Source organism: Halioxenophilus sp. WMMB6, assembly GCF_033283405.1.
Taxonomy (GTDB): domain Bacteria; phylum Pseudomonadota; class Gammaproteobacteria; order Pseudomonadales; family Cellvibrionaceae; genus Halioxenophilus.
On sequence record NZ_JAWMQR010000010.1, the window covers coordinates 1 to 22,947 of the forward strand.

General features: G+C 58.3%; 19 protein-coding genes. 6 read left to right on the plus strand and 13 right to left on the minus strand.

Features of this window, described 5'->3' with window-relative positions; all coding sequences use genetic code 11:
- Positions 1-619: 619 nt before the first annotated feature.
- The 3 genes from SBL51_RS19365 to SBL51_RS19375 form a co-directional block, all read right to left on the minus strand.
- On the minus strand, positions 620-2,425 hold the full coding sequence (locus SBL51_RS19365; protein WP_317932784.1) for a GGDEF domain-containing protein: 1,806 nt from the start codon (positions 2,423-2,425) through the stop codon (positions 620-622).
- A 100-nt stretch (positions 2,426-2,525) separates the two neighbouring features.
- Positions 2,526-3,221: a thiol:disulfide interchange protein DsbA/DsbL gene (locus tag SBL51_RS19370; protein WP_317932785.1), complete on the minus strand. Its 696-nt coding sequence runs from the start codon at positions 3,219-3,221 to the stop codon at positions 2,526-2,528.
- Between the two features lie 170 nt (positions 3,222-3,391).
- On the minus strand, positions 3,392-4,039 hold the full coding sequence (locus tag SBL51_RS19375; protein WP_317932786.1) for a c-type cytochrome: 648 nt from the start codon (positions 4,037-4,039) through the stop codon (positions 3,392-3,394).
- A 237-nt stretch (positions 4,040-4,276) separates the two neighbouring features.
- Here SBL51_RS19375 and yihA point away from each other — a divergent pair, with 237 nt between their 5' ends.
- Complete coding sequence (gene yihA / locus SBL51_RS19380; RefSeq protein WP_317932787.1) at positions 4,277-4,915, plus strand: ribosome biogenesis GTP-binding protein YihA/YsxC; 639 nt, start codon at positions 4,277-4,279, stop codon at positions 4,913-4,915.
- Positions 4,916-5,192: 277 nt separating this feature from the next.
- Here yihA and SBL51_RS19385 read toward each other — a convergent pair whose 3' ends face one another.
- From SBL51_RS19385 to SBL51_RS19395, 3 genes are all read right to left on the minus strand, one after another.
- The gene (locus SBL51_RS19385; protein ID WP_317932788.1) at positions 5,193-5,768 is read right to left on the minus strand and encodes a glutathione S-transferase family protein; all 576 of its coding nucleotides are present in this window, start codon (positions 5,766-5,768) and stop codon (positions 5,193-5,195) included.
- A gap of 97 nt (positions 5,769-5,865) precedes the next feature.
- A complete protein-coding gene (gene polA, locus SBL51_RS19390; RefSeq protein WP_317932789.1) occupies positions 5,866-8,583 on the minus strand; it encodes a DNA polymerase I in 2,718 nt (905 codons plus the stop codon).
- A gap of 49 nt (positions 8,584-8,632) precedes the next feature.
- On the minus strand, positions 8,633-9,547 hold the full coding sequence (locus SBL51_RS19395) for a metal ABC transporter solute-binding protein, Zn/Mn family (RefSeq protein WP_317932790.1): 915 nt from the start codon (positions 9,545-9,547) through the stop codon (positions 8,633-8,635).
- Between the two features lie 122 nt (positions 9,548-9,669).
- Here SBL51_RS19395 and znuC point away from each other — a divergent pair, with 122 nt between their 5' ends.
- Entirely contained in the window at positions 9,670-10,407 is a 738-nt protein-coding gene (gene znuC / locus SBL51_RS19400) for a zinc ABC transporter ATP-binding protein ZnuC (RefSeq protein WP_317932791.1), read from the plus strand.
- Positions 10,395-11,204, plus strand: a complete 810-nt coding sequence (gene znuB, locus SBL51_RS19405) for a zinc ABC transporter permease subunit ZnuB (RefSeq protein WP_317932792.1) — start codon at positions 10,395-10,397, stop codon at positions 11,202-11,204. Before znuC ends, znuB begins: the two co-directional genes overlap by 13 nt.
- A gap of 3 nt (positions 11,205-11,207) precedes the next feature.
- Here the strand turns inward: znuB and SBL51_RS19410 are convergent, their stop codons facing one another.
- From SBL51_RS19410 to def, 7 genes are all read right to left on the minus strand, one after another.
- Positions 11,208-11,801: a hypothetical protein gene (locus SBL51_RS19410; RefSeq protein WP_317932793.1), complete on the minus strand. Its 594-nt coding sequence runs from the start codon at positions 11,799-11,801 to the stop codon at positions 11,208-11,210.
- Positions 11,802-11,971: 170 nt separating this feature from the next.
- The gene (locus SBL51_RS19415; RefSeq protein ID WP_317932795.1) at positions 11,972-12,895 is read right to left on the minus strand and encodes a LysR family transcriptional regulator; all 924 of its coding nucleotides are present in this window, start codon (positions 12,893-12,895) and stop codon (positions 11,972-11,974) included.
- A gap of 11 nt (positions 12,896-12,906) precedes the next feature.
- Entirely contained in the window at positions 12,907-14,355 is a 1,449-nt protein-coding gene (locus tag SBL51_RS19420) for a TrkH family potassium uptake protein (protein WP_317932796.1), read from the minus strand.
- A 30-nt stretch (positions 14,356-14,385) separates the two neighbouring features.
- A complete protein-coding gene (gene trkA / locus SBL51_RS19425) occupies positions 14,386-15,771 on the minus strand; it encodes a Trk system potassium transporter TrkA (RefSeq protein WP_317932797.1) in 1,386 nt (461 codons plus the stop codon).
- 127 nt (positions 15,772-15,898) lie between these two features.
- Positions 15,899-17,221 (minus strand): 16S rRNA (cytosine(967)-C(5))-methyltransferase RsmB, encoded by a 1,323-nt coding sequence (gene rsmB / locus SBL51_RS19430; protein ID WP_317932798.1) that lies wholly within the window; start codon positions 17,219-17,221, stop codon positions 15,899-15,901.
- 3 nt (positions 17,222-17,224) lie between these two features.
- Positions 17,225-18,223 (minus strand): methionyl-tRNA formyltransferase, encoded by a 999-nt coding sequence (gene fmt / locus SBL51_RS19435; RefSeq protein WP_317932799.1) that lies wholly within the window; start codon positions 18,221-18,223, stop codon positions 17,225-17,227.
- Between the two features lie 84 nt (positions 18,224-18,307).
- On the minus strand, positions 18,308-18,814 hold the full coding sequence (gene def / locus SBL51_RS19440) for a peptide deformylase (protein ID WP_317932800.1): 507 nt from the start codon (positions 18,812-18,814) through the stop codon (positions 18,308-18,310).
- A gap of 567 nt (positions 18,815-19,381) precedes the next feature.
- On the opposite strand from def, the gene SBL51_RS19445 reads away from it, so the two are divergent.
- The 3 genes from SBL51_RS19445 (at position 19,382) to SBL51_RS19455 (ending at position 22,925) form a co-directional block, all read left to right on the plus strand.
- Positions 19,382-20,446 (plus strand): LysM peptidoglycan-binding domain-containing protein, encoded by a 1,065-nt coding sequence (locus SBL51_RS19445; RefSeq protein ID WP_317932801.1) that lies wholly within the window; start codon positions 19,382-19,384, stop codon positions 20,444-20,446.
- Between the two features lie 26 nt (positions 20,447-20,472).
- Positions 20,473-21,603, plus strand: coding sequence for a DNA-processing protein DprA (gene dprA, locus SBL51_RS19450; protein WP_317932802.1), 1,131 nt, complete (start codon positions 20,473-20,475; stop codon positions 21,601-21,603).
- 203 nt (positions 21,604-21,806) lie between these two features.
- Entirely contained in the window at positions 21,807-22,925 is a 1,119-nt protein-coding gene (locus tag SBL51_RS19455) for a carbohydrate porin (RefSeq protein WP_317932803.1), read from the plus strand.
- Positions 22,926-22,947: the final 22 nt, after the last annotated feature.

Genomic DNA, 22,947 nt, shown 5'->3' on the forward strand with positions numbered 1-22,947 from the left:
GGCGCGTCTAGCAGCCACCGTTTTGGCTTAAAAGCTCAGCTCTTAAGCCCGTTGCAGCTTCCTTTCTGACCCCAACCTTAAGGCCGATTCAGAACCCCTGCTCCAACGTAGGGATGCGCATTATACGTATCCAAAGCCTTTGTGCAAGCACCTAATTAAACTATTTTCGACTTTATTTAGACTTGCCTGAAATTTGCTCAAATTCTTCAATCATCAACTCTAACCAATGCCCTGATCGACTAAAAATTATCCGTCCATCGCCCGATTGATAGCCAGCTAATCCCTAACGCCTGACCACTGCTATAACCAGTAGTAAATGATTAAATTGGCGACAATCAGCACCAACATCAGTGGATAGATCCACTTTCTCAGCTTAGCGGTTGTCTCATCACTCATTGCCTTTGCGTTCTGTTCCAAGATTGGTACGAGCACTACCAAGGCAATCAGCAATACCACCAGTATCAATAGCAGTTTCATAAAGGCCTTTATTTGGAATGGGCTCAGCCATGAGTAATAGCGCTTCTATTGAACCAATAGCAATCCGCTGTTAGAACGTAGCGGCTAAATAAGACTCCAATAGATACCCAAAAGTGGGCTACTATCGCTGCCAATACCCTCACTAGCCAAGCACGATGCGGTTTCTTCCTTGCGCTTTCGCTTCATCTAGCGCTTTATCCGCCCTGGCAAAAGCACTTTCAGCGGTATCATCAGTTCGCAACTGCGTCAGCCCAAAAGATGCCGTTAACGACACTGGCTCCTCTTTAAATTTGAAGGGTGCCTGGGCCAGCGCACGGCGAATGGTATCCAACACCTGTGCGGCACTGTGTATATCGGTTTCAGGCAGCACCAATACAAACTCTTCACTACCAAAGCGGGCGATGAAATCTACCTCCCGCAGACGCTGCCGCAATATTTTGCCAATAATCTTTAACACCCGATCACCGGTCGGTTGGCCGTAGTTATCATTGAACTGTTTGAAATGGTCAATATCGACCACCGCCAGGGAGACCGGCCGCTGATAGCGCCGCCAGCGCAACAGCTCCTCGTGCACCTTTTGATTGTAGGCATCGCGATTGGGCAGCCCGGTAATTGGATCGTGCAGTGCACTGAGGTGCTGCTGTTCCAGCTCCGCCTGCAGTTGTTGATGCCTCTGTTGCAGGGCATCCAGTTGTGCCTGCATTGCCGCTAGCGCCTTAGTTTGGTCACCTTGGCGCAACTCCGCCTGGTGTACCACCGTTAACGTTGAGGCTAACTCCTTAATATGGCCCGCCACCGCGCTCTTTAACTGGTCAATCTCCTGCGTGGATGCCAGCTCCTGCTGCAGCTGTTCTTGCTGCCGGCTCAACTCTTGGCCTATCTGAACCTGGGTTAATCGTTGTTGGTCGCTCTTGCTAACTAGGTTGGTCCAGGCCTGCTTGATTTCAAGCAGCGCCTGATCGACCTGTTGCAGGTAATCGGCAAACTCCCGGTGGCTCACCAAATACGCCTGCAGGAAGAGATCCCGCACATCCTCCAAGGTGGCCACCAATTCATACCAGTTCAAGCCCGCATCAATGCGCGCTTTAGCATCGACAAATTTCTGCCGCACACAGCTGTCGACCACCACTCCGTCCAGCATCTCTTCCAATATGCGGGTCACCTTATCGCCAATTGAGGAGAACTTCGGTTCTGGCTGATCGCCGAGGGGGCGAGGTGTGATGGAGGGTTTAAATTCGTCTGATGAGATAGCCGCCGTATCGGTGTCATCCTCCTCCGCACCGTAAGGTTCATCCAATACCAGGAACTCCGCCTCGATGGGATCACCTGGCGCAGGTGGTTCATTCGCCACCACCGAGCCCGGTGCCTCACTCAGGCTGGCCCGCATTTCGCTCGCAGTTTCATTCACCACCGCTACCGTTTGCAGCGACTCTGCCGACTCGTCTTTAATTTGTGCCTTGTGGCCCATCATTCGCGCCATCCAGGATGGCCGACCGACGACGATATCGTTCAGTACCTTGCGGTGCAGCTCGGCTATTTCCCGCAACAATTGCGGATAAGCATGCTGGTTGCTCACCCGACGGCTGAGCAGTTTGCCGTAGTGTTTGAGTTCGGCTTGCAGCTTGTGGTTGGGGTTGAGCCGAATTAGCGCCTCTACCAGCGCCTCCAGCGCCTCCTGGCTGACGGCAACCCGGGTTGGTTTGCGCTCTTTGACCTTTTTCGCCGCCTTGGCGATCTGATCGGTGTTGACCGAGCGCGGAGTCCGGTTTTTGCCACCGCCCACCAACTCGGTGAGCAGGTCATCCAGCTCTGGGTCTGCGCCTAAAGCCACTTCGCTCAGCGCTTGTAGGCAACTTCGCAACTGCGCTATCTGCGACTGGCTGCGTTTGTCGCTGTTTTCCTGATCGGCCAACGCCTGAAGATATTTGTCCCGCCAGCTCGCTGCCACCTATCCTTCGCTCCAATTCGATTTACAGGGCTTAGATAGTATAGACAGCGGTATTAGCAGTAGGATGGACGCGACTGAGAACTCAGTCGCGTTAAGAGGATTAACTGCTTGTTTTTGTGGCCATAGCGGCAGCGGCGGAGTGTTCAGCACGGATTTTATCGACCAGGAACTGCGCCACCTTGAGCATGTTCTCCTGGGAACCAGCCAAGCGTGCACTGACCCGATACTGGCCATTCACAACCAGCTCTGGCGTACCCTCAACGCCGTAACCACGAGCTCTGGAGTTGGCAATATTGACCTGACTGACGACCCCAAAAGAGCGGAACGTCTTTTCAAAGGTGGCCTCATCGACACCAAAGTCAGAGAAGAAGACCGCCAGTGATTTCTCATCAGTCAGACGTTTTTTCTCCAGATTCAGCGCATTAAAGAGTGGCTGGTGCATCTCCTCCAGCTTACCCAGGGCCTTGGCGGTGTAGAAAGCCTTGGCATGAACCTCCATGGGCGCATTCCAGATGGCGGGCGACTGCACGAAGACAACATCGTCGGGGAGGGTTTTCTTCCACTGTTGCAGCATTGGCTCGAAGTGGAAACAGTGGCCGCAGCCGTACCAGAAGACTTCGGTCACTTCAATTTTGTTGGGATCAGAGGTGGGCACCGGCTGAGACAGCACTTGGTAGTGAACACCGGCCTGATAGGCCTCCTCGGCATTGGCAGATGGAGATTCCATCACCATAAAGGCCACAGTCGCCACAGCAAGGGTTGCGACCAGGCTAAATGTTGCCAGCATATAACGCATGCTTGTTCTCCTTATCGTTGAGGGCTTGGTTTAGACACTAACCGCCCTGTCAGTTCCACAGTGGCTTTCAACACCGGGGATGGGTCTTGGGTGTACAACGCCAAAATCAATACCAACAAAAAGGCGGCCTAAGCCGCCTCTTCTACTACTGCCTGATACTCGCTTCGAGCTTAATTGAGGCCCGAAATAAAGTTGGCCACAGAGATCAACTCGGCATCAGTCAGGTTGCGCGCCACAGAGCGCATGGTTTTTGCGTCGCCATCGTTGGTGCGCTCACCGGCACGGAAGGCACGCAGCTGTTTCTCGATGTACTCGGGGAATTGACCACCCAGGCGAGGGTAACCGGCGGGGGAGTTGCCTTGACCGGTGGGCGAGTGACAACCCATACAGGCGGGAATGGCGGTCTCTTTATTACCGGCGCGGAAGATGCGCTCACCCAGTATCAGGGTGTCCACCTCAACTCCGGCGTTGGTCAGAACCTTCTTCTCTTTGGCACCGGTCAACTGCATGGTCTGCTTGGCGAAGTAAGCGGCGATGTCGGCCATGTCTTCATCGGAGAAGGGTGTGAGGATACCGGTCATTTCCGGTACTACGCGATCACCGGCTTTGATGTCGTGCATCTGTTTCAGGATATATTTCTCACCCAAACCAGCCAGCTTGGGAAAGGTTGGCGCCAGGCTATTGCCATCTGCACCATGACAGGCGGCACACACCTGCACTTTCGATTCACCGGCGGTGGCGTCTCCCCCTGCGGCTGCAGCCTGTGCCAGGCAACATACTACAGCGGCCATGAATGCTTGCTTTACAAATTTGTACATGGGCTAATCCGTAAGGTCTGATGTATCTACGTATTTTCTGATGGGGTGCTTTTCAAACCACGCGGATTCTATACGGTAAGAACGAGGATTTATACACCCTGGCCAAGTTTCTGAAGGCCACCAAGGCTGGTTCCCCGCGGGACTCACCGTTACAATCCGCGCCTAAGGGCCGAATATTATATACGAAGCCTTTTCTTAGACACTATTTTTTCTAAGGACTTGGCCAGGTATCGATCTATGTCAAACCTCGATTTTCGCAAAGCCAGCTTTTTCCAAAGCGCCCCCACGCTGGCCACCTGCCCGCCGGAAACCGGTCGCGAGGTCGCCTTTGCCGGCCGCTCCAATGCCGGTAAATCCAGCGCGATTAACAGCCTCACCAACAACAGCAAGCTGGCCCGCACCAGTAAAACACCGGGCCGCACCCAGCTGATCAACTTCTTTCAGTTAAACGACGACTGCCGCTTGGTCGACCTGCCCGGCTACGGCTACGCCAAGGTGCCGCTGGCCACCAAGCAGGAGTGGGACCGCAACCTCTCGGAGTATCTGCACGAGCGCCAATCACTGGTGGGTCTGATCCTGCTGATGGACATTCGCCAGCCCATGAAAGAGTTCGACACCATGATGATCAACTGGGCGATTGAGATGGAGATGCCGGTCCACCTGCTGCTCACCAAGGCCGACAAGCTGAAAAAGGGGCCTGCCCGCAATACCCAATTCGCCATTGAAAAGCAGCTGCGCGAGGCCAACGTGGGTGATCTGGTGAGTGTACAGACCTTCTCTGCGCTGAAGCATCAGGGGCTGGAGCAGTTAAAAATGGTGCTCAACCAGTGGCTGCTGCCGGCGGAAGCGATAGAAATGGAAGCTGAAGAGGGTTAAACCTACTGCGCTAGCACAGGCTGCGCCCGATGTTGCCAGGCCAGTTTGCCCAGCCCAGAAAAAAGAAAACCCCGACCATAAATGGTCGGGGCACAACACACACTTTTTTAGGGAGAGCCCGCCGACAGCGAGTCGGAAACAGCTGTCGGTATCAAGCCATGAACCAGAATCACCACCATGACCCCAGTTCGTAGATTAAGACTCAACCACTAGGGGTTCGTTCCCATCCCGGCCAATATTTTTTCTCCTTTACATAAATTTACACTTTAGGGATCGACTACTCTGGCCGGGTATCCGTCACGGCCGGCCGCTCGGCAAACTGGCTGCACGCCGCCAACAGCGCCGGGTAGGCCGAGAAGTCGTAAAGACCGCGAAAAGCGACCCACTCCACCAGGGTGATCAGAGCGATCACCGGGTAGCCCCACTCATTGAATGCACCGGCTTCAGCCTGCCTCTCCAGCCAGGCGAGGCTGTCGGGAATACGCTCCAGCTGCAGCTTCCAGAGCAGACGCTCCGGGTCCACCTCCAGGTTAGAGTTTTTGGTCATCAGCATAATAATCAGCGAATCGGTGACCGCATCCACGGCACTGACCAGATTGTGCTCGGCCAGGGTTGGCTGGGGCTGGCCCAGGCGGTCGAACAGGTAGCTGGCAATCACGTGGGAATCAAAGATGGTCTCGCCATCGGCTACCAGAATGGGCAGCTTGCGAATCGGCGAGAGATCGGCGTACTGCTGGCGGGTGGCATCATCGTAGATATTGGTTACCCGAAATTCGTGGGGCTGGTCGGCCAGCAGCATGCGAATGCGGCGCACATAGGGCGAGGGCTTGGAGCCATAAACAATCAAACTCATGATCTCTTCTCTCTGCAGAACTCCGGTTTTTGGGCAGCCCCGGGGCCACCCTCGCAAGATCGATTATTGCCAGTGGCTGGGTTTAGTGGGGCTGTCCTTAATGGGCCTGATCCCAGTTATCACCCACACCGGCTTCAACAATCAGTGGTACTTTTAGGTTCATCGCCTGCGACATAATCCGGCACAGCTCGGCGGAGATAGCTTCAACCTCGGCTTCGGCCACCTCCAGCACCAGTTCATCGTGCACCTGCATAATGATGCGGGCGTCGGTGTTGCTGCCCTGCAGCCAATGGTGCACGGCAATCATGGCGGTTTTGATAATGTCGGCGGCGCTGCCCTGCATGGGCGCGTTGATCGCCGTGCGCTCCGCCGCCTGGCGGCGCATGCCATTTTTGGAGTTGATCTCCGGCAGGTAGAGGCGCCGCCCCATCAGGGTTTCGACATAACCGCGCGCGGCGGCACTGGCCCGAATCTCATCCATAAACTCCGCCACCCCAGGGTAGCGCTCGAAGTATCGGTCAATATAACCCTGGGCATCGGCCCGGCCGATATTGAGCTGCCGGCCCAAACCAAAGGCCGACATACCGTAAATCAGGCCGAAGTTGATCGCCTTGGCGCTGCGCCGCTGGTCGCTGGTAACCGCATCCACCGCCACGCCAAATACCTCCGCCGCGGTCGCCCGGTGCACATCCTGGCCATGGGAGAAGGCATCCAGCAACCCCTTATCACCGGAGAGGTGGGCCATAATGCGCAGCTCAATTTGCGAGTAATCGGCGGCCACAATCTTGTAGCCCTTGGGCGCCACAAACGCCTGCCGGATACGGCGCCCCTCGGCGGTGCGGATGGGGATGTTCTGCAGGTTCGGGTCGGACGACGACAGCCTCCCAGTGGCCGCTACCGCCTGGTGGTAAGAGGTGTGGATACGGCCGGTGTGGGGGTTGATCATCAGCGGCAGCTTGTCGGTGTAGGTCGACTTCAGCTTGGCCAGGCCGCGATACTCAAGCAGCAGCTTGGGCAGCGGGTAGTCCAGCGCCAGCTCCTGCAGTACCTCCTCCGCCGTGGAGGGGACCCCGGTTTTGGTCTTCTTCAGTGCTGGAATCTGCAGCTTCTCAAACAGAATATGGGCCAGTTGCTTGGGCGAGGCGAGGTTGAACGCCTCCCCGGCCAGGTCGTAGGCCGCTGCCTCCAGCTCCTTGAGCCGGCCGGCAATCTCGTCGCTCTGCGTATTTAACAGGCTGGCGTCCACCAGGGCTCCGGTGCGTTCAATGTCGGAGAGAATCGGCACCAGCGGCACCTCAATTTCGCTCACCACCCGCTTTAATCCAGCCTCGCCTTCCAGCATGGGCCATAGAGTCTGGTGCAGCTGCAGGGTGATGTCGGCATCTTCGGCGGCGTAGGGGCCGGCCTTGTCCAGCTCTATCTGGTTAAAGGTAAGCTGTTTGGCACCCTTGCCGGCGATATCCTCAAAGTGGATGGTATTTTTGTGCAGGTAGTACTCCGCCAGGCTGTCCATATCGTGGCGGGTGGCCACCGAGTTCCAGACGTAGGACTCGAGCATGGTGTCGTAGGCGATGCCGTCGAGCTTGACACCGTGGTTAAGCAGTACACTGCGGTCGTACTTGAGGTTCTGGCCGACCTTGGCCTTGGCTGGGTCTTCCAGCAGCGGTTTAAGCTGGGTCAGCAGCGTCTCCCGGTCGATCTGCGCCGGCGCCCCCAAATAGTCGTGGCCACAGGGCACATAGGCTGCCTCGCCCGGGGCCAGCGCAAACGACACCCCCACCACCTGCGCCTCCATGTAGTTGAGGCTGGTGGTTTCGGTATCGAAGGCAAACACCTCCGCCTGGGCAAGCTTGGCCAGCCACTGCTTCAGCTCGGCCAGTTCGGTCACCACTTGGTAGTTGGCCTCGGCCGCTGGTGCGGCGATGGCAGCGGGCGAATCCCCGGCGCTCTCCAGCTCGTTGACCCAGCTCTTAAACTCCATCTCTTTATAGAGCGCCAGCAGCTTCTCGTTATCGGGTGTGGCGTGGCTGATGTCGCCCAGGCCAATGGCCAACTCGACGTCGGTTTTGATGGTGGCCAGCTGGTAGGAGAGAAAGGCGTTATCGCGATTCTCCTCCAATTTTTTGGCCATGTTCTTGGCACCGCGAAAATCGAGATCTTTGATCTTATCCAGGTTGGCGTAGATCGACTCCAGGCTACCCAGCCCCTGCAGCAGCGCCAGTGCGGTCTTCTCGCCCACCCCGGGCACACCGGGAATGTTGTCGACCTTATCGCCCATCAGAGCCAGGAAATCGATGATCAGCTCCGGGCCAATGCCAAACTTTTGTGCCACGCCGGCTGGGTCCAGATGGCTGTCGGTCATGGTGTTCACCAGGGTCACATGGCTGTTAACCAGCTGCGCCATGTCTTTATCGCCGGTGGAGACCACCACCTCCAGCCCGTTATCGATAGCCTGGGCGGTGAGCGTGCCGATCACGTCGTCGGCCTCAACCCCTTCGATGATTAACAGCGGCACCCCCATGGCGCGGATGATTTCATGGATGGGTTCAATCTGGCTGCGCAGCTCATCGGGCATGGGCGGCCGGTTGGCTTTGTACTCGGCAAAGAGCTCATCGCGGAAGGTCTTGCCCTTGGCATCGAACACCACGGCTAACGGACTATCGGGAAAGTCCTTCTCCATCCGGCGCAGCATACTGATCACGCCGCGCACGGCGCCGGTCTCCTGACCTTTGCTGCTGGTCAGGCGCGGCATCGCGTGAAAGGCGCGATAGAGATAGGAGGATCCGTCAACAAGGACTAGGGGGGCATTGCTCATGGTGTTGTTCTTTTCTGTGGCTATTCGATTATGGCTGATGCACTGGCCGTCAATGGGCGGCAGGCCTTTGGGCGCGCAGGCATACACTAACGCGATCAACCAGATTGTGCATTAGCTGCGTGTAGTCGGCGGCCTCAACCCCCAGCGGGTCGAAGCTGACGCGGGTGAGCTGATACTCCTCAGCCAGCCGCTCTGCCTGGGTGGTGGGGTAGTACTCCTCCACCAGCAAACACTGGCCGCTCTGCAGCTGTTGGCGCAACTCATAGAGATGGCGCGCGCCGGGGCGCTGTTCCGGTGTGCGGGTGATCACCTGGTAGGGGTGCAGCTGAAAGTGCGCCTGAAAATGGTTAAGGGCATCGTGGTAGACCAACCACGGCACTTCACTCAGGGGCGCCAGCTGCTCCTGCCACTCGCGGTCGTTGGCGGCCAACTCGGCGCTGAAGCGCTCCAGCCGCGCCGCCCAGTCGGCCTTTTGCCCGGCGTCATCGGTTAAAACAGTGAGTGCTGCCACCAGACCCTCGGCAATCACCTGGCCGTTGGCCGGGCTCAACCAGAGGTGGGGGTCGCGACCAGTGTGTGCGTGCTCATCGTGGTCGGCCGCCTGGTGCTCAGCCGCGGCCTCTGGCCACTTGATGCCGGCCAGAGTATCGAGCTCCAGCGCGTTGCTGTGGCGCACCAGGGGGGTGAGGAAATTCTCCATGCCCGGCCCCACCCACACCAGCAGGTCGGCCTGCTCCAGCCGCCGCCGCTGGGAGACGTTCATCTGAAAGCCATGCGGCGAGGCCCCTGGCGGCAGCAGGTTATAAAGCGCTACGCTGTCGCCCAACAACTCTTTGGCGATCAGGTACACTGGCTGCACGCTGGTCACCACGGTTAGTGGCTCGGCCCACGCCAGCCTGGGCAACAGCGCCACCGCCAATAGCAGTAGGCCCGCCCGCCAGTGGTTAAACTTGTTTGTTGTCACTCGTTGGTATCCGCATTTACCCGGCTGTAATTGAATGGTCTAATAGCCGGCTTTTTGATCAGGCCCGCCCGCGACCGCTGGTTTGTTGCACAGAGCTTGGTCGCCACTCCTGGAGCACAGCTTTGACGCAACTTCTATCCGCAACCGATATCTGCTTTCAGCGGGATGATAAAGCCATCCTGCAGAATGTCAGCCTCGAGCTGCAGCGGGGCGAGATTCTAACGCTAATTGGCCCCAATGGAGCGGGTAAAACCACACTGGTGCGCATTTTACTGGGTTTACTGCACGCCGATTCCGGTTCGGTGCAGTTTGCGCCGGGGGTGAGCGTCGGCTATATGCCGCAAAAGCTCTTTATCGACAACACCATGCCGCTGTCGGTTTACCGCTTTTTGGCGCTCACCGGTAAAACCTGCCGGGCAGAGGTGGTCGCCGCCCTGCAACGGGTGGGGGTCAACGACCTGATCAACACCGAAATGACCCGCCTCTCGGGCGGCGAACTGCAACGGGTGATGCTGGCCCGCGCCATCCTGCGCAAGCCCGATCTGCTGGTGCTGGACGAACCGGTGCAGGGGGTGGATATCTCTGGCCAGTCCCAACTCTACCGGCTGATCGGCCAGCTGCGTACAGAGCTGGGCTCAGCGGTGGTGATGGTCTCCCACGATCTGCACCTGGTGATGGCGCAAACCGACACGGTAGTCTGCCTCAACCACCATATCTGTTGCCACGGCCACCCGGAGCACGTCAGTGTCGACCCCGCCTTTCTGGAGCTGTTTGGCCGGCAGCAGGATACCGGGGTTGCCGTCTACACCCACCATCACGACCACCAACACCGCCACGGCAGCGGCGAATGTCTGGATTGATAAACCCGATCATGCCCGAATTTCTGCTCTTATCTCTGTTCACCGGCCTCTCCGTGGCCGTCGTCGCCGGGCCGCTGGGCTGCTTTGTGGTGTGGCGCCGCATGGCCTACTTTGGCGATACCCTGGCCCACTCGGCCCTGCTGGGTGTCAGCTTCGGCTGGCTATTGTCGATCAACCTCAATATTGCCGTCACCTGCGGCTGCCTGTTGTTGGCGCTGCTGCTGGTGGTCGCCCAACAGAAACGTTTTTTAGCCACCGACACCCTGCTCGGTATCCTCTCCCACGCCACCCTGGCCTTGGGTTTGGTGATCGCCAGTGCCCAGAGCAACACCCGGCTCGATATCAGCGCCTACCTGTTTGGCGATCTGTTGGCGGTTACCCGGGGTGATACCCTCACCATCGCGCTATTGAGCGCCCTGGTGCTGGCCGCTATCAGCTATCTGTGGCGGCCTCTGCTGGCCATCACCGTGGATGAGGATCTCGCGAAAGTGGAGGGGGTGTCGGTATTTTGGGTACGCACCAGTCTGATGCTGTTGATGGCGCTGGTGATTGCCATCGCCATGAAGGTGGTGGGTGTGCTGCTGATTACCGCGCTCTTGATTATTCCCGCCGCCGCCAGCCGCCGGTTGAGTAAAACCCCGGAACAGATGGCTATCTACGCCAGCATTCTAGGCATGTTGGCGGTGTGTGGCGGCCTCACCTCCTCCTTCTGGTGGGATACCCCGGCCGGGCCCTCCATTGTCCTGTGTGCCGCCCTGCTCTTTTTGGCCAGCCTGCTGCTCAGTCGCGGCCGCTGAGGCTTAAGCGCCGCGCAGCATGGAGGTAAAACGCAGGGGCGTCTCAGCGATCTGCCACTCGTCAATCACCTCAAAGCCCAGCGAGCGATAGAGGCCTACATTCTTCGCCTTGGCGGTTTCCAGATAGACCGGTTCCCCGGCCGCCTCGGCCAACTGTAAGCCTGCACGAATTACCACACCGCCCTTCCCCAAACCCTGGGCGTCGGGCGCCACACCGGCAAACTGCAAATAACGGAAGGGCATAGTCGGCCAGTGCTCACGTACGGCCCGGCTCATCACCTTGGCGCGCTCGCCAGCGCAACCGAGCATGGGTAGCATCCTGGGCAGATTGCAGAGGGTCTCCCAGAGGCCGGGAGCGGACCGCCCCGGCAAGCGCCACAGGGTAATCGCCTGGTTGTCGGGAGTCTGTAGCGCCAGCCCGTGGCGCTGGCTGCCCGAGACAATGGCGTAAAAAAAGCGGGTGTAGGTTCGCTGCCGATCGGCTTGATTGGGCACCATCCAGCTTAACGCCGGCTCATCCATAAATGCCTGCGCCAACACCTCCGCCAGCAGATAGCGCTTATCGCGCTGCACGCGAATAACAGCCGTCTCCGTCATCGTCCTCTACGCCTCCCAGCTAACCCAGCTAACCCAGTCAAATTGACTGGCCTAACTTAGCGATTTGCACGACGCGAAGATAATTCAAAATCTGATTCAAGATGAGAGTAAAAATTTATCTTGTGCCAGCAATCGCGCCCAATTGCTGGCGGGATGGCGCTGATTGCCAGTTACAGCAGTGGTTCGCCGAGTCCGCTGGCCAACTGCAGGCCGGCGTTCCAAATCGACCGGGCCACCGGCCCCAGTGATTTCTCCTGGTGCCGCCAGAGATAAAACGGGTGTCGACTGCGGGCGGGGAAACCCTGGTAATCGAAGGCGACCAGCTCGCCACTGGCAAGCTCCCCAGCCACCATCCAGCGCGGCAGCGAGCCCCAGCCAAAGCCCGAGAGAATCAGTTGCGCTTTGGCGCGGTGATCGCTGACACACCAATAGCTGTGCCCCTTAGCCACGCCGAAGGCGGGCTCCGGGTCGCCGAAGTCGACAATGCGAATTTGCGGTAGACCGGCCAGCCCCTCTGGCAGATTGCCCGGCTCCTGGTGACCCTCTTTTGCCGCTCCGCTGAGACGATCCGCGCGCACCACGTGGACAAATTCCACCTCACCCAGCGCAACCCGGGCAACCTCCCTCGCCAGATGATCGACCGGTGATTTAATGGCAAACGCCAACTCCGCCTCGCCCGCCACCAGCGGCGCCAATACCCGATTGCCATCACACACCTGCAGCTCCAGGGTGACGTCTGGAAACTGTGTTGGCAGGTGCTCGATCAACGCGGCCACCGCGGCCTGAGGAATGGGCCCGTGCACAACCATACGCAGGCGCGCTTCGTGCTCTTCCGACAAACTGTTGGCATAGCGCTTTAACTCGTTCATTTGCTGAACCAGCGGCCGCGCCCGCTGCAGAAAACAGTCACCCTGAGCCGTTAGCGACAGCCGGTAACCGGAGCGGTCAAAGAGAGCGAAACCCAAGTGTTCCTCCAGCCGGCGTATAGACTGACTCACCGCCGGCTGAGTGCGATTGATTACCAGCGCCGCCCCCCTCACCGACCCGGATTCAGCAACCGCGATAAAGGTGGTGAGGTCGTGGACGGAAAACATACCAGCGCCGGTTAGCGTCGCCAGAAGGTTGGGGTAAACAGCACCAGCAGGGTGAACACCTCTAGCCGGCCCAACAGCATGGCAAAGCAGAGCACCCACTTAGCGGTGCCGCTAATATCGCCATAGTGCACCGATACCTCACCCAGGCCCGGACCCAGGTTATTGATGCAGGCCCCCACCGCCGAGAAGGAGGTGGTGAAGTCCAAACCGGTGGCGAGCAGCACCAGAAACATAATGGCGAAGCTCACCACATAGACGGCAAAGAAACCCCACACGGAATCAACCACCCGGTCCGGTACCGCCTTGCTGCCCAATTTAATGGCAATCACCGCGTTGGGGTGAATCAAGCGGGCAATTTCCCGCATCCCCTGCTTCCAGACCAACAGCATGCGAACCATCTTCATTCCGCCACCGGTGGAGCCGGCGCAGCCGCCAAAAAAGGCGGTATAGAAGAGCAGGAAAGGCAGAAATGCCGGCCAGATGGTGAAATCGGCCACGCCAAAACCGGTGGTGGTGAGGATCGACACCAGCTCAAAACTTCCGTACAGCACCGACTGATACCAGGGGTAGACGCTGGTGTAGGTGAGGTAAGCAGCGGTGATGACAATGGCCGCCACCGTCACCCGAAAGTAGAACCGGCACTCCGGATCATTGATGTAGTGCAGTACATTCTTCTCCCGCCAGGCGAGAAAATGGAGGGCGTGGTTGATGCCGGCCATCAACATAAAGAAGGTGGAGATCATGATAATGGCGGGGCTGTCGAAGTAGCCGATACTGGCATCGTGAGTCGACAGGCCACCGGCCGAGACCGTGGCGTAGGAGTGGCCAATGGCATCAAACAGCGTCATGCCCGCCGCCCAGTAGGCGAGCGTGCAGGCCACCGTCAGGTAGGAGTAGATCAAAAACAGCGCCTTGGCGGTTTCGGTAATGCGCGGCGTTAGTTTGGAATCCTTAATCGGCCCCGGCGCCTCCGTGCGATAGAGCTGCATGCCACCGATGCCCAGCATGGGCAGAATGGCCACGGCGATCACGATAATCCCTATCCCCCCCAGCCACTGCAGCTGCTGCCGGTAGTAGAGAATTGACTTGGGCAGGTGGTCGAGGCCGGTAATCACCGTAGCGCCGGTGGTGGTGAGGCCGGAGAGCGACTCAAACAGCGCATCGGTGAAGGTGAGATTGGGGCTTTCGGCAAAGACAAAAGGCAGGCTGGCGAATGAGCCCAGTACCGACCAGAAGAGCGCGGTAATCACAAAACCATCGCGCGTGTGCAAGTCCTGCTTGATGCTGTAAAACGGCAACCACAGCATCAGGCCAGTAACAAAGGTAATAAAGAAGGCGAGTAAAAAGGCGGGGTAGCTGTGGTCCTGGTACCAAAGGGAGACTGCTACCGGCGGCATAAGGGTGAGGCTGAAGACCATCAGCAGCACCCCCAACACCCGAAAAATTAACCGTAAATGCATAGCCTGTTCGTTCCGCCGGGCGCCCGCCTATTAAAAGAAACTGAAGCCCACCTGGAACAACTTTTCCACGTCGCGGGTATATTTTTTATCGACCAGAAAGACAATCACATGGTCGCCACTTTGGATGATGGTATCGTCGTGGGCAATCACCACCTTAGTGCCGCTTTCACCCTCACGGACAATAGCGCCGATGGTCGCCCCCTGGGGCAGATCGACGGCATCCACCGCTTTACCCACCACCTTCGAGTTGCTCTTATCGCCGTGGGCGACCACCTCAATGGCCTCTGCCGCTCCCCGGCGCAGGGAGTGGACATTGACCATATCGCCGCGCCGCACGTGAGTGAGCAGGCTGCCGATGGTGGTTAACTGGGGTGAGATGGCGATATCAATTTCGCCGCCCTGCACCAGATCGACATAGGCCGGGTTGTTGATCAGCGTCATCACTTTGCGCGCGCCCAGCCGCTTGGCCAGCATGGAGGACATGATGTTGGCTTCATCGTCGTTGGTGAGCGCCAGAAAGACATCGGTATCTTCGATATTCTCCTGCAGCAGCAGATCCTGATCGGAGGCGCTGCCGTAGAGGATAATGGTGTGGCGCAGCTGCTCCGCCAGCTGTTGGGCGCGCTCGCGGTTGAATTCGATAATCTTCACCGAGTAGGAGCGCTCCAGCTTACGTGCCAGGCCAGCGCCGATGTTGCCGCCGCCGGCGATCAGAATACGGCGGTAGGGGCGTTCCAGTTTGCGCAGCTCGCTCATCACCGCGCGAATATCATTGCGCGCGGCAATAAAAAAGACCTCGTCATCGGCTTCGATAACGGTTGAACCCTCGGGCATGATGGCGCGGTTGCGGCGGAAGATCGCCGCCACCCGGGTTTCGACCGAGGGCATATGCTGGCGCAGAAAGCGCAATTCCTGGCCCACCAGCGGCCCGCCATAGTAGGCACGCACAGCCACCAGCTGTGCCTCACCACCGGCAAAGTCGAGCACCTGCAGGGCGCCCGGCTGGTGAATCAGGCGGGAGATGTAGTCCGAAACCAACTGCTCCGGGCTGATCAGCACGTCGATGGGGATGCGTTCGTTTTGGAAGAGTTCCGGCTTTTCGAGGTAGGCCTTGGCGCGTACGCGGGCAATTTTGGTAGGCGTGTGGAACAGGCTGTGGGCAACCTGGCAGGCGATCATGTTGATTTCGTCGTTGTTAGTCACCGCAATCAACATTTCGGCATCCTCAATGCCGGCCTGAATCAGGGTACGGGGGTGTGACCCGGCGCCGGTCACCACGCCAATATCAATGCGGTCGCGCAACTCCCTCAGCCGGGTCTCATCAGTATCGATCACAACAATGTCGTTGGCTTCACTGGTGAGCGTCTCCGCCAGCGTACCACCCACCTGGCCTGCACCCAGAATGATAATTTTCATTTAATTGGCTGTACCTAAATCCACACAGGGGCAATTCTGGGGTATTTGCTGCACCAGCTCAACAAACTTGGATTAATTCTCTTTTGTAACTGGCGGTGGGCAGCCCGGTATTGGCGGGTGACTGGGGCTAGGCGGCGGTGGATTTGCTCAACACCGCGTAGAAGAATCCGTCGTGGCCACCGATTTGCGGCAACAGCTGGCGGCCAGCCGGCTGGGGCAGACCCCACGCCACCGATAAGGGCTCCAGCTTGGCGCTGGCCTCGGTGGCCAGAAACTGTTCAATCACCTGGCTATTTTCCGCCGGGAAGATCGAGCAGGTAGCGTAGACCAGCCGGCCACCGGGTTTGAGCTTGGGCCAAAGGCGCTGCAGCAGTTGCAGTTGCAGCTGGGACAGCTGCGTAATCTGGTTGGCCAGGCGCAGCAGTTTGATATCCGGGTGGCGGCGAATCACGCCGGTGGCGGAACAGGGGGCGTCGAGCAGAATGCGGTCGAAGCTTTCACCCGGTTGGCACCATTGCTCAACAGCCAGTAAGTCACTGGCTTGCAAGCGCACCTGGCCGATACGCTTGGGGTGTATGCGGTTGAGGTTCTCGGCCACCTTTTGCAGGCGCCGGGCAGAGATATCCACCGCCACCAGGGAGATTTCCGGCTCCACCTCCAGCAGATGGCAGGTTTTACCACCCGGCGCGGCACAGGCATCCAGCACATGCTGGCCCGGTTGCAGCTGCATCAGGCCTGCGGCCAGCTGGGCGGCCTCATCCTGGACACTGGCCCAACCTTGACTGAAGCCCGGCAGCTGCTCAACGGCGGTGGGCTGCGCCAAGGTAACCCCCCAGGGGGAGTATGGGGTGGCGGTAGCGGCAATACCCGCTTCCGCCAAGGCCTGCAGATAGCCTGCGCGCGATTGTTGCGCAGCGTTAACGCGCAGGGTAAACGGCGGGTGTTGGTTGTTGGCGGCAAAGATCGCTTCCGCCTGCTCCGGCCAGGCTTTATTGATGGCCTTGATCAACCAGTTGGGGTGCGCCAAACGCCCCTGGTCACTGGTTTGCGCCTGCTCGAGCAGCTCGTCCAGCTGGCGCTGACCATTGCGCAATATGGCGTTGATCAACTTCACCGCCCAGGCTTTGCGCAAGCGCTTGGCGCACTCCACGGTATCGTGAATGGCGGCGTGGGCCGGCACCCGGGTGAAACAGAGCTGGTAGAGGCCGAGCATAATCAGCGCTTCGATATCGGTGTCTTTGGCCTTGAGCGGTTTGTCGATCAACGCCAGGTAGATCTGTTTCAGGCGTGGATACCAGCGGCAGGTACCAAAGCAGAACTCTTGCAACAGCGCCTGATCGCGTTTGTCCACCTCGCTCAGCGCCTTGGGCAGCAGCTGGGAGAGGGTCTGCCCCTCGCTCAACACCTGGGCCAGAACGCCCGCCGCCACCTGGCGCGGATTGGCGCTCACCCCCTACTCCGCAGCCAGGTGCGTGCCCGGCGCAAATTTATCACCGTAGCCGTTGAGCACCTGGGTCACGGCCATCGGCTTTTTGCCGGGCATCTGCAGCTCGGTGATGGCCAGGCTGGCGCTGCCACAGGCGACGACAATGCCCTGTTTGTCGGCGCGGACAATTGCGCCCGGCGCGGCAGCCGACGACTCGGCCAAGCACTGGGCGCGGTAAATTTTGATGCGCTCACCGGCCAGATGGGTAAAGCAGACCGGGAATGGGTTGAACGCCCGAATACGCCGCTCCAACACTTCGGCCGGCTGCTGCCAATCGAGATTGAGATCGGGCTTGTCGATCTTATGGGCGTAGTTGGCCAGGCTGTCATCCTGGGCCTCGGCCACCGCTTTCCCGGCGGCCAGGGCCGTTAGCGTCTGCAACAGCGCCGATGCCCCCACCGCCTGCAGCTTGTCGTGCAGACTGCCGCCGGTTTCATCCGTCGCCAGCGGGCAGTGCACCTTGGTAAACATCGGCCCGGTATCCAGCCCCTTTTCCATCTGCATGATAGTGACACCGCTCTCGGCGTCGCCCGCTTCCACAGCCCTTTGAATGGGCGCCGCGCCCCGCCAACGGGGCAGCAGTGAAGCGTGCACATTGATGCAGCCCAGGCGCGGAATATCGAGCACCGCCTGGGGCAGAATCAAGCCGTAGGCAACCACCACCATAACGTCGGGCTGTAGCGCCGCCAGCTCTTCACGCGCCTCCGGCTGTTTGAAATTGAGCGGCTGGTACACCGGTATTTCATGGGCCACCGCCAGCTGTTTAACGGGGCTTGCCTGCAACTTTTTACCGCGCCCGGCGGGGCGGTCCGGCTGGCTATAAACCGCGACTACACGATGCTCGCTGGCAAGCAGCGCCTGCAGGTGGTGAGCGGCAAAATCGGGGGTGCCGGCAAAGACTATTTTGAGCGGTTGCCGGGTGCCAGGTGTACTGGAATCGGCGCTGGGGGAGGCGGAATTAGACACGGACAGGAGTTCTCTTTGAGTAGGCACCACCTATGGCAGCAGCGCTCACCATCAGTAGCAAGCACTTACCAACAGACAGGTGGATCAGGCTTGAGCGCGGTGCTGTTTTTCGAGTTTCTTGCGGATGCGCTGGCGTTTGATGGGCGAGATGTAATCGACAAACAACTTGCCGTTAAGGTGGTCGATTTCGTGTTGAACGCAGACCGCCAGAAGCCCTTCCGGCTCCAGTTCAAAGGCGTTGCCATCGCGGTCCAGAGCCCTAACTTTAACGTGGGCGGGGCGCTCCACACTCTCGTAAAAACCGGGTACCGAGAGGCAGCCCTCGTCGTAGCTGAACAGCTCGCCATCCTCGACTTCGAGCTCCGGATTGATAAACACCAAAGGCTGGTTTTTCTCTTCGCTGACATCGATCACGATGATGCGCTGGTGGATGTTCACCTGCGTCGCCGCCAAGCCAACCCCGGGTGCTTCGTACATGGTCTCGAACATGTCGTCGATAATTTTACGAATATTGTCATCCACAACAGATACCGGCTTGGCCACTGTGCGCAGGCGCGAATCCGGGAATTCCAATATCTCCAACTTTGCCATCTATCTACAACCTAATTCTCTGGGTGTTGAGCGTTTCAAAACCGGTGCTTAAGGGTTGGCTGGGTGCAGCTCGACCCAACCTTTGTGACAAACCTCTAGCAAATCCGCAACAAGCGCTGCTAACATTATGAACATTCGACAGTTTTTCTGCCCAAATCCTATTGTTTCGCGGCCGTCACCTACGCCAATTTGGGCTAAAATCAAAACAGGGCAGTACCTGCGTAGGTATATTAGGCCCCAGTTAAGACCCGTATTACCCGTATTAATAGTCCGTGTTAATAAATGTGTTGCTGCGAGGTGCCCAAGTAACCGCGCTTTGCTTTAGCGAACCAGCGAAAGCTGACACACAATAGGGAACAACCAACGCGGCTGCCGGCTAAAACAGCTGTTCAACAAAATAGGCAAAATCCGTGCACAGCCGCTTTGCACAGAGCGTGAGCCCGGTCACGAAAAACGGCCAGAGACAGCAACGATAAGGGCCAGACCGCGGCAAACACCTACTACCAGCGTCAAATAGGCTATTATAACCCTGAAACAAGGGGCAAGCCGAGTACAGGATAGGATTCTATGAAAAACATCTTTACCCGCATGATGGCCACGCTGTTGCTGTTTTCAGCAATAGTCAATTGGGCACAGGCCGAGGAGATTCAACTGCGGGAAGACCACCCCGATGAGTACATCGTGGTGAAGGGCGATACCCTGTGGGATATCTCGGAGACATTCCTCAAAAACCCCTGGATGTGGCCCGAACTGTGGCACGCCAACCCCCAAATTGACAACCCACACCTGATTTTTCCCGGCGATGTTATCTCTCTTATCTATCTCGACGGGCGGCCACGCCTGACCATCAGCCGTCGCACCGAAAAACTCCAGCCCGGGGTTACCAAGCTCTCCCCCGCCGTGCGCGTGGTGCCACTGGCCGACGCCATTCCCGCCATTCCGCTGGATGTGATCGACGCCTTCCTCAACAAAAACCGCATCGTCGATAAACGAGAGATGGAAGCAGCGCCCTATGTGGTGGCCGGCGAGGAGCAGCGTCTGATTCTCGCCAATGGCGATCGCCTCTACGCCCGCGGCGCCCTGGACAGTTCAATCACCAACTACAACCTCTACCGTCTGGGCCAACCCTACGTTGATCCAAAGACCAAAGAGGTGCTCGGTTATCAAGGGCTGGATATCGGTTCGGTGCGCGTCACCGCCGCCAACAGCGATGTCTCAACCCTGGCCGTGACCCGCTCCACCGAAGAGGTGCGTATTGGCGACCGCCTGCTGCCCGACGAAGAGCGCGCCATTGAGTCCACCTTCTTCCCCAGCGCACCCGCCAACGAGGCGATTGAAGGCCTGGTACTGGCTATGGATCAGGGTCTCACCCACGCCGGCGCCATGGACGTAGTGGTAATCAACCTGGGCGAACGTGAAGGCATTGAAGCAGGCGACGTGCTCGCCATCTACAAAGAGGGCAAGCTGATCAAAGACACTGTTGCCGGCGGCAAGGTACAGCTACCCGAAGAGAAAGCCGGCCTGCTGATGGTGTTTCGCACCTTCGAGAAGCTCAGCTTTGGTCTGATTCTGGAGTCCAGCGTGCCGGTTAATTTGAACGACAAGCTCTACAGTCCGGCCAGCACTCACTAAACAACCAAATTAGACAACAGCCACGGATGGCGACCTTGTCTACCACCGCGATTGAGGGCCTGAGCGCCGCTCTGGCCCTATCGCTCGTTAAACCCCACTCCCCCCGACAACTTCATCAAGCCGTCATCCAGGCGGGCTCTGCCCAGAATCTACTGCTCGACTTCGAAACGCAGCAGGCGCTCTTCCCCAAAGCCGAATGCGATAAGCTCCAGCAGCTGCTCAGCTGCCCCAACGCCTCCAGCCTGGCGGAGGCCGTCAATCACATTCGTGAGCAGCTACAGGCGCTCGGTGCCCAAGCCATCGCCTATGGCAGCAGTGACTATCCGGCCCTGTTGGCACAGATAGCCAACCCACCGCTGCTGATTTACATCCGGGGTAACCAGCACTGCCTGCACCTACCAGCCATTGGCGTGGTCGGTGCCCGCCACTGCACCGCCCAGGGTGGCAAGAATGCCAGCCAGTTCGCCGAGCAGCTGGCCCGCGGCGGCTTCACCATCACCAGCGGTTTGGCGCTGGGCATCGACAGCCACGCCCACCGCGGCGCGCTGGCCGCCGGGGGCTTTACCACAGCGGTAATGGCCACCGGCATCGATCGGCTCTACCCCGCCCGCAACCGGCAGCTGGCCGAAGCCATTCTGGCCAACAACGGCTGCCTGGTGACCGAGTTCCCGCTCACTACCGCGCCGGTGCGCGCCAACTTCCCCCAGCGCAACCGGATTATCAGCGGCCTGAGCCTGGGGGTTTTGGTGGTCGAGGCCAAGGTGAAGAGCGGTTCACTCATTACCGCCTACCTCGCCGCCAAGCAGAACCGCGAAGTGTTTGCCCTGCCGGGCTCGATTCACAACCCGCTGGCGCGTGGTTGCCACCAGCTCATCCGCGAAGGCGCCAAACTGGTGGAGACCACCGCCGACATCACCGAGGAGCTGGTCGGCCCGCTTGCCTACAAGCAGCTGGAACTGGACACAACCGAGCCGGAAACCGCCACCGCCAAGCCACATCCCATCCTGGATGCCCTCGGCCATGAGCCCAAAAGTGTCGATGAACTGTTGCCACTGGTGGGAATGGGAGTCGACGAGCTGTTGGTGGAGCTGCTCAACCTGGAGCTGGATGGCCAGGTGAGCCAAATTGATGGTGTGGTCGAGCGAATTTATAACTGAATTACACCTCTTGCAGTCGCCCCCTGCGATTGCGATATAAATTGAAACCTATCGATCTAAAATTTCAAATTTCTATGTATTTTCCATGGGTTAGCGTATTTTTTTAAACAAATTTCCAATTTAGTCTGTACCAGGCTGCGGTTAATCAGCTACATTAAAAAGAGGTCACTGTATTAACCCACTGAAATAATCGGATCGTTGTTTTGAAACGTGTAGTATCGATTCTTAGCTTAATGACAGTCAGCTGTGGCAGCTTCGGCAGCGCCGAAACCTACATGGCACCCACCAATATTCTGTTGTCCGGCAATCAACTCCTGGCCAGCAACAACACCGCCAGCGATGAGTCCAGTATCAACCTCGCTAAAGATGCTCTCGCCACCCAATTTACCTTTCAACTAAAAACCGAAAATCTCGGTCTTTGGCAGCACGGCGAGCTGTTTGCCCGGGCATCTGCCGACTATGGCGTCGATCCCAATGAGCTGATCAGCTGGAGCAAAACCGCCGATATGAACCGCTGGGCGGGTATTGATACCGAGGGCGCCACCCGCTTGGACCGGCTGGTTTACCGGCAGGAATTCGATGAGTTTCACGCGGATGTGAGCGTCGGCCTGCAGGATTTCAGCAATGCCTTCTATCGTCTGAGCGCCACCCGTAATTTTGCCATGACCAACCTGCAGAACGGGCCGGAGCTGGCGCTACCAGGCGGCATGGCTTTTGCCAACAGTGCAGTGGGAGTTAAATTCAACCTGCAACAGGACAACTACTACCTGCGTGCCGCCAGTTATGACAGCTCATCGGCACTCGATACCACCGAGCTCTCGTTCAATGTCTCCGACGGACTGTTCACCGCTCTGGAGAGTGGCTTCAACAGCCAGCATGATTTCAAGATAGCGGCCGGCACCTGGAATCACTCGGCAGCCAAAGAGCTGCACCAGCAACTACCCCAAGCCGACCAGAAAGGGTTTTATCTTATCGCCGAGAAACGTTACCGCGACCGCACCTCCCTGTTTGTACAGATGGGGCTTTCGGAAAGCGGCTCGGAACAGGTCTCCGACTATCGCAGTGCTGGGGCTGTCATCAGCGAGATTTTCAGCAGCGATGACAGCCTCGGCCTGGCGGTAGCCAAGGTCGTTAAAGATGAAGGTTATGAAGCGGGTGGCAGCACGCCATCGGCGCTCGCCTGGGAAGTGACCTATCGCACGCCGTCGTTATTGACCACGCAGTTCGAAACCAGCGTCTACTATCAGTACAACCCCAATCTCGATACCGGTGACAATGCCGACCGGGTTGTGGGCTTACGAATTTTCCGCATTATCCAGTAGCACACCTCAACAAAACCAGGCC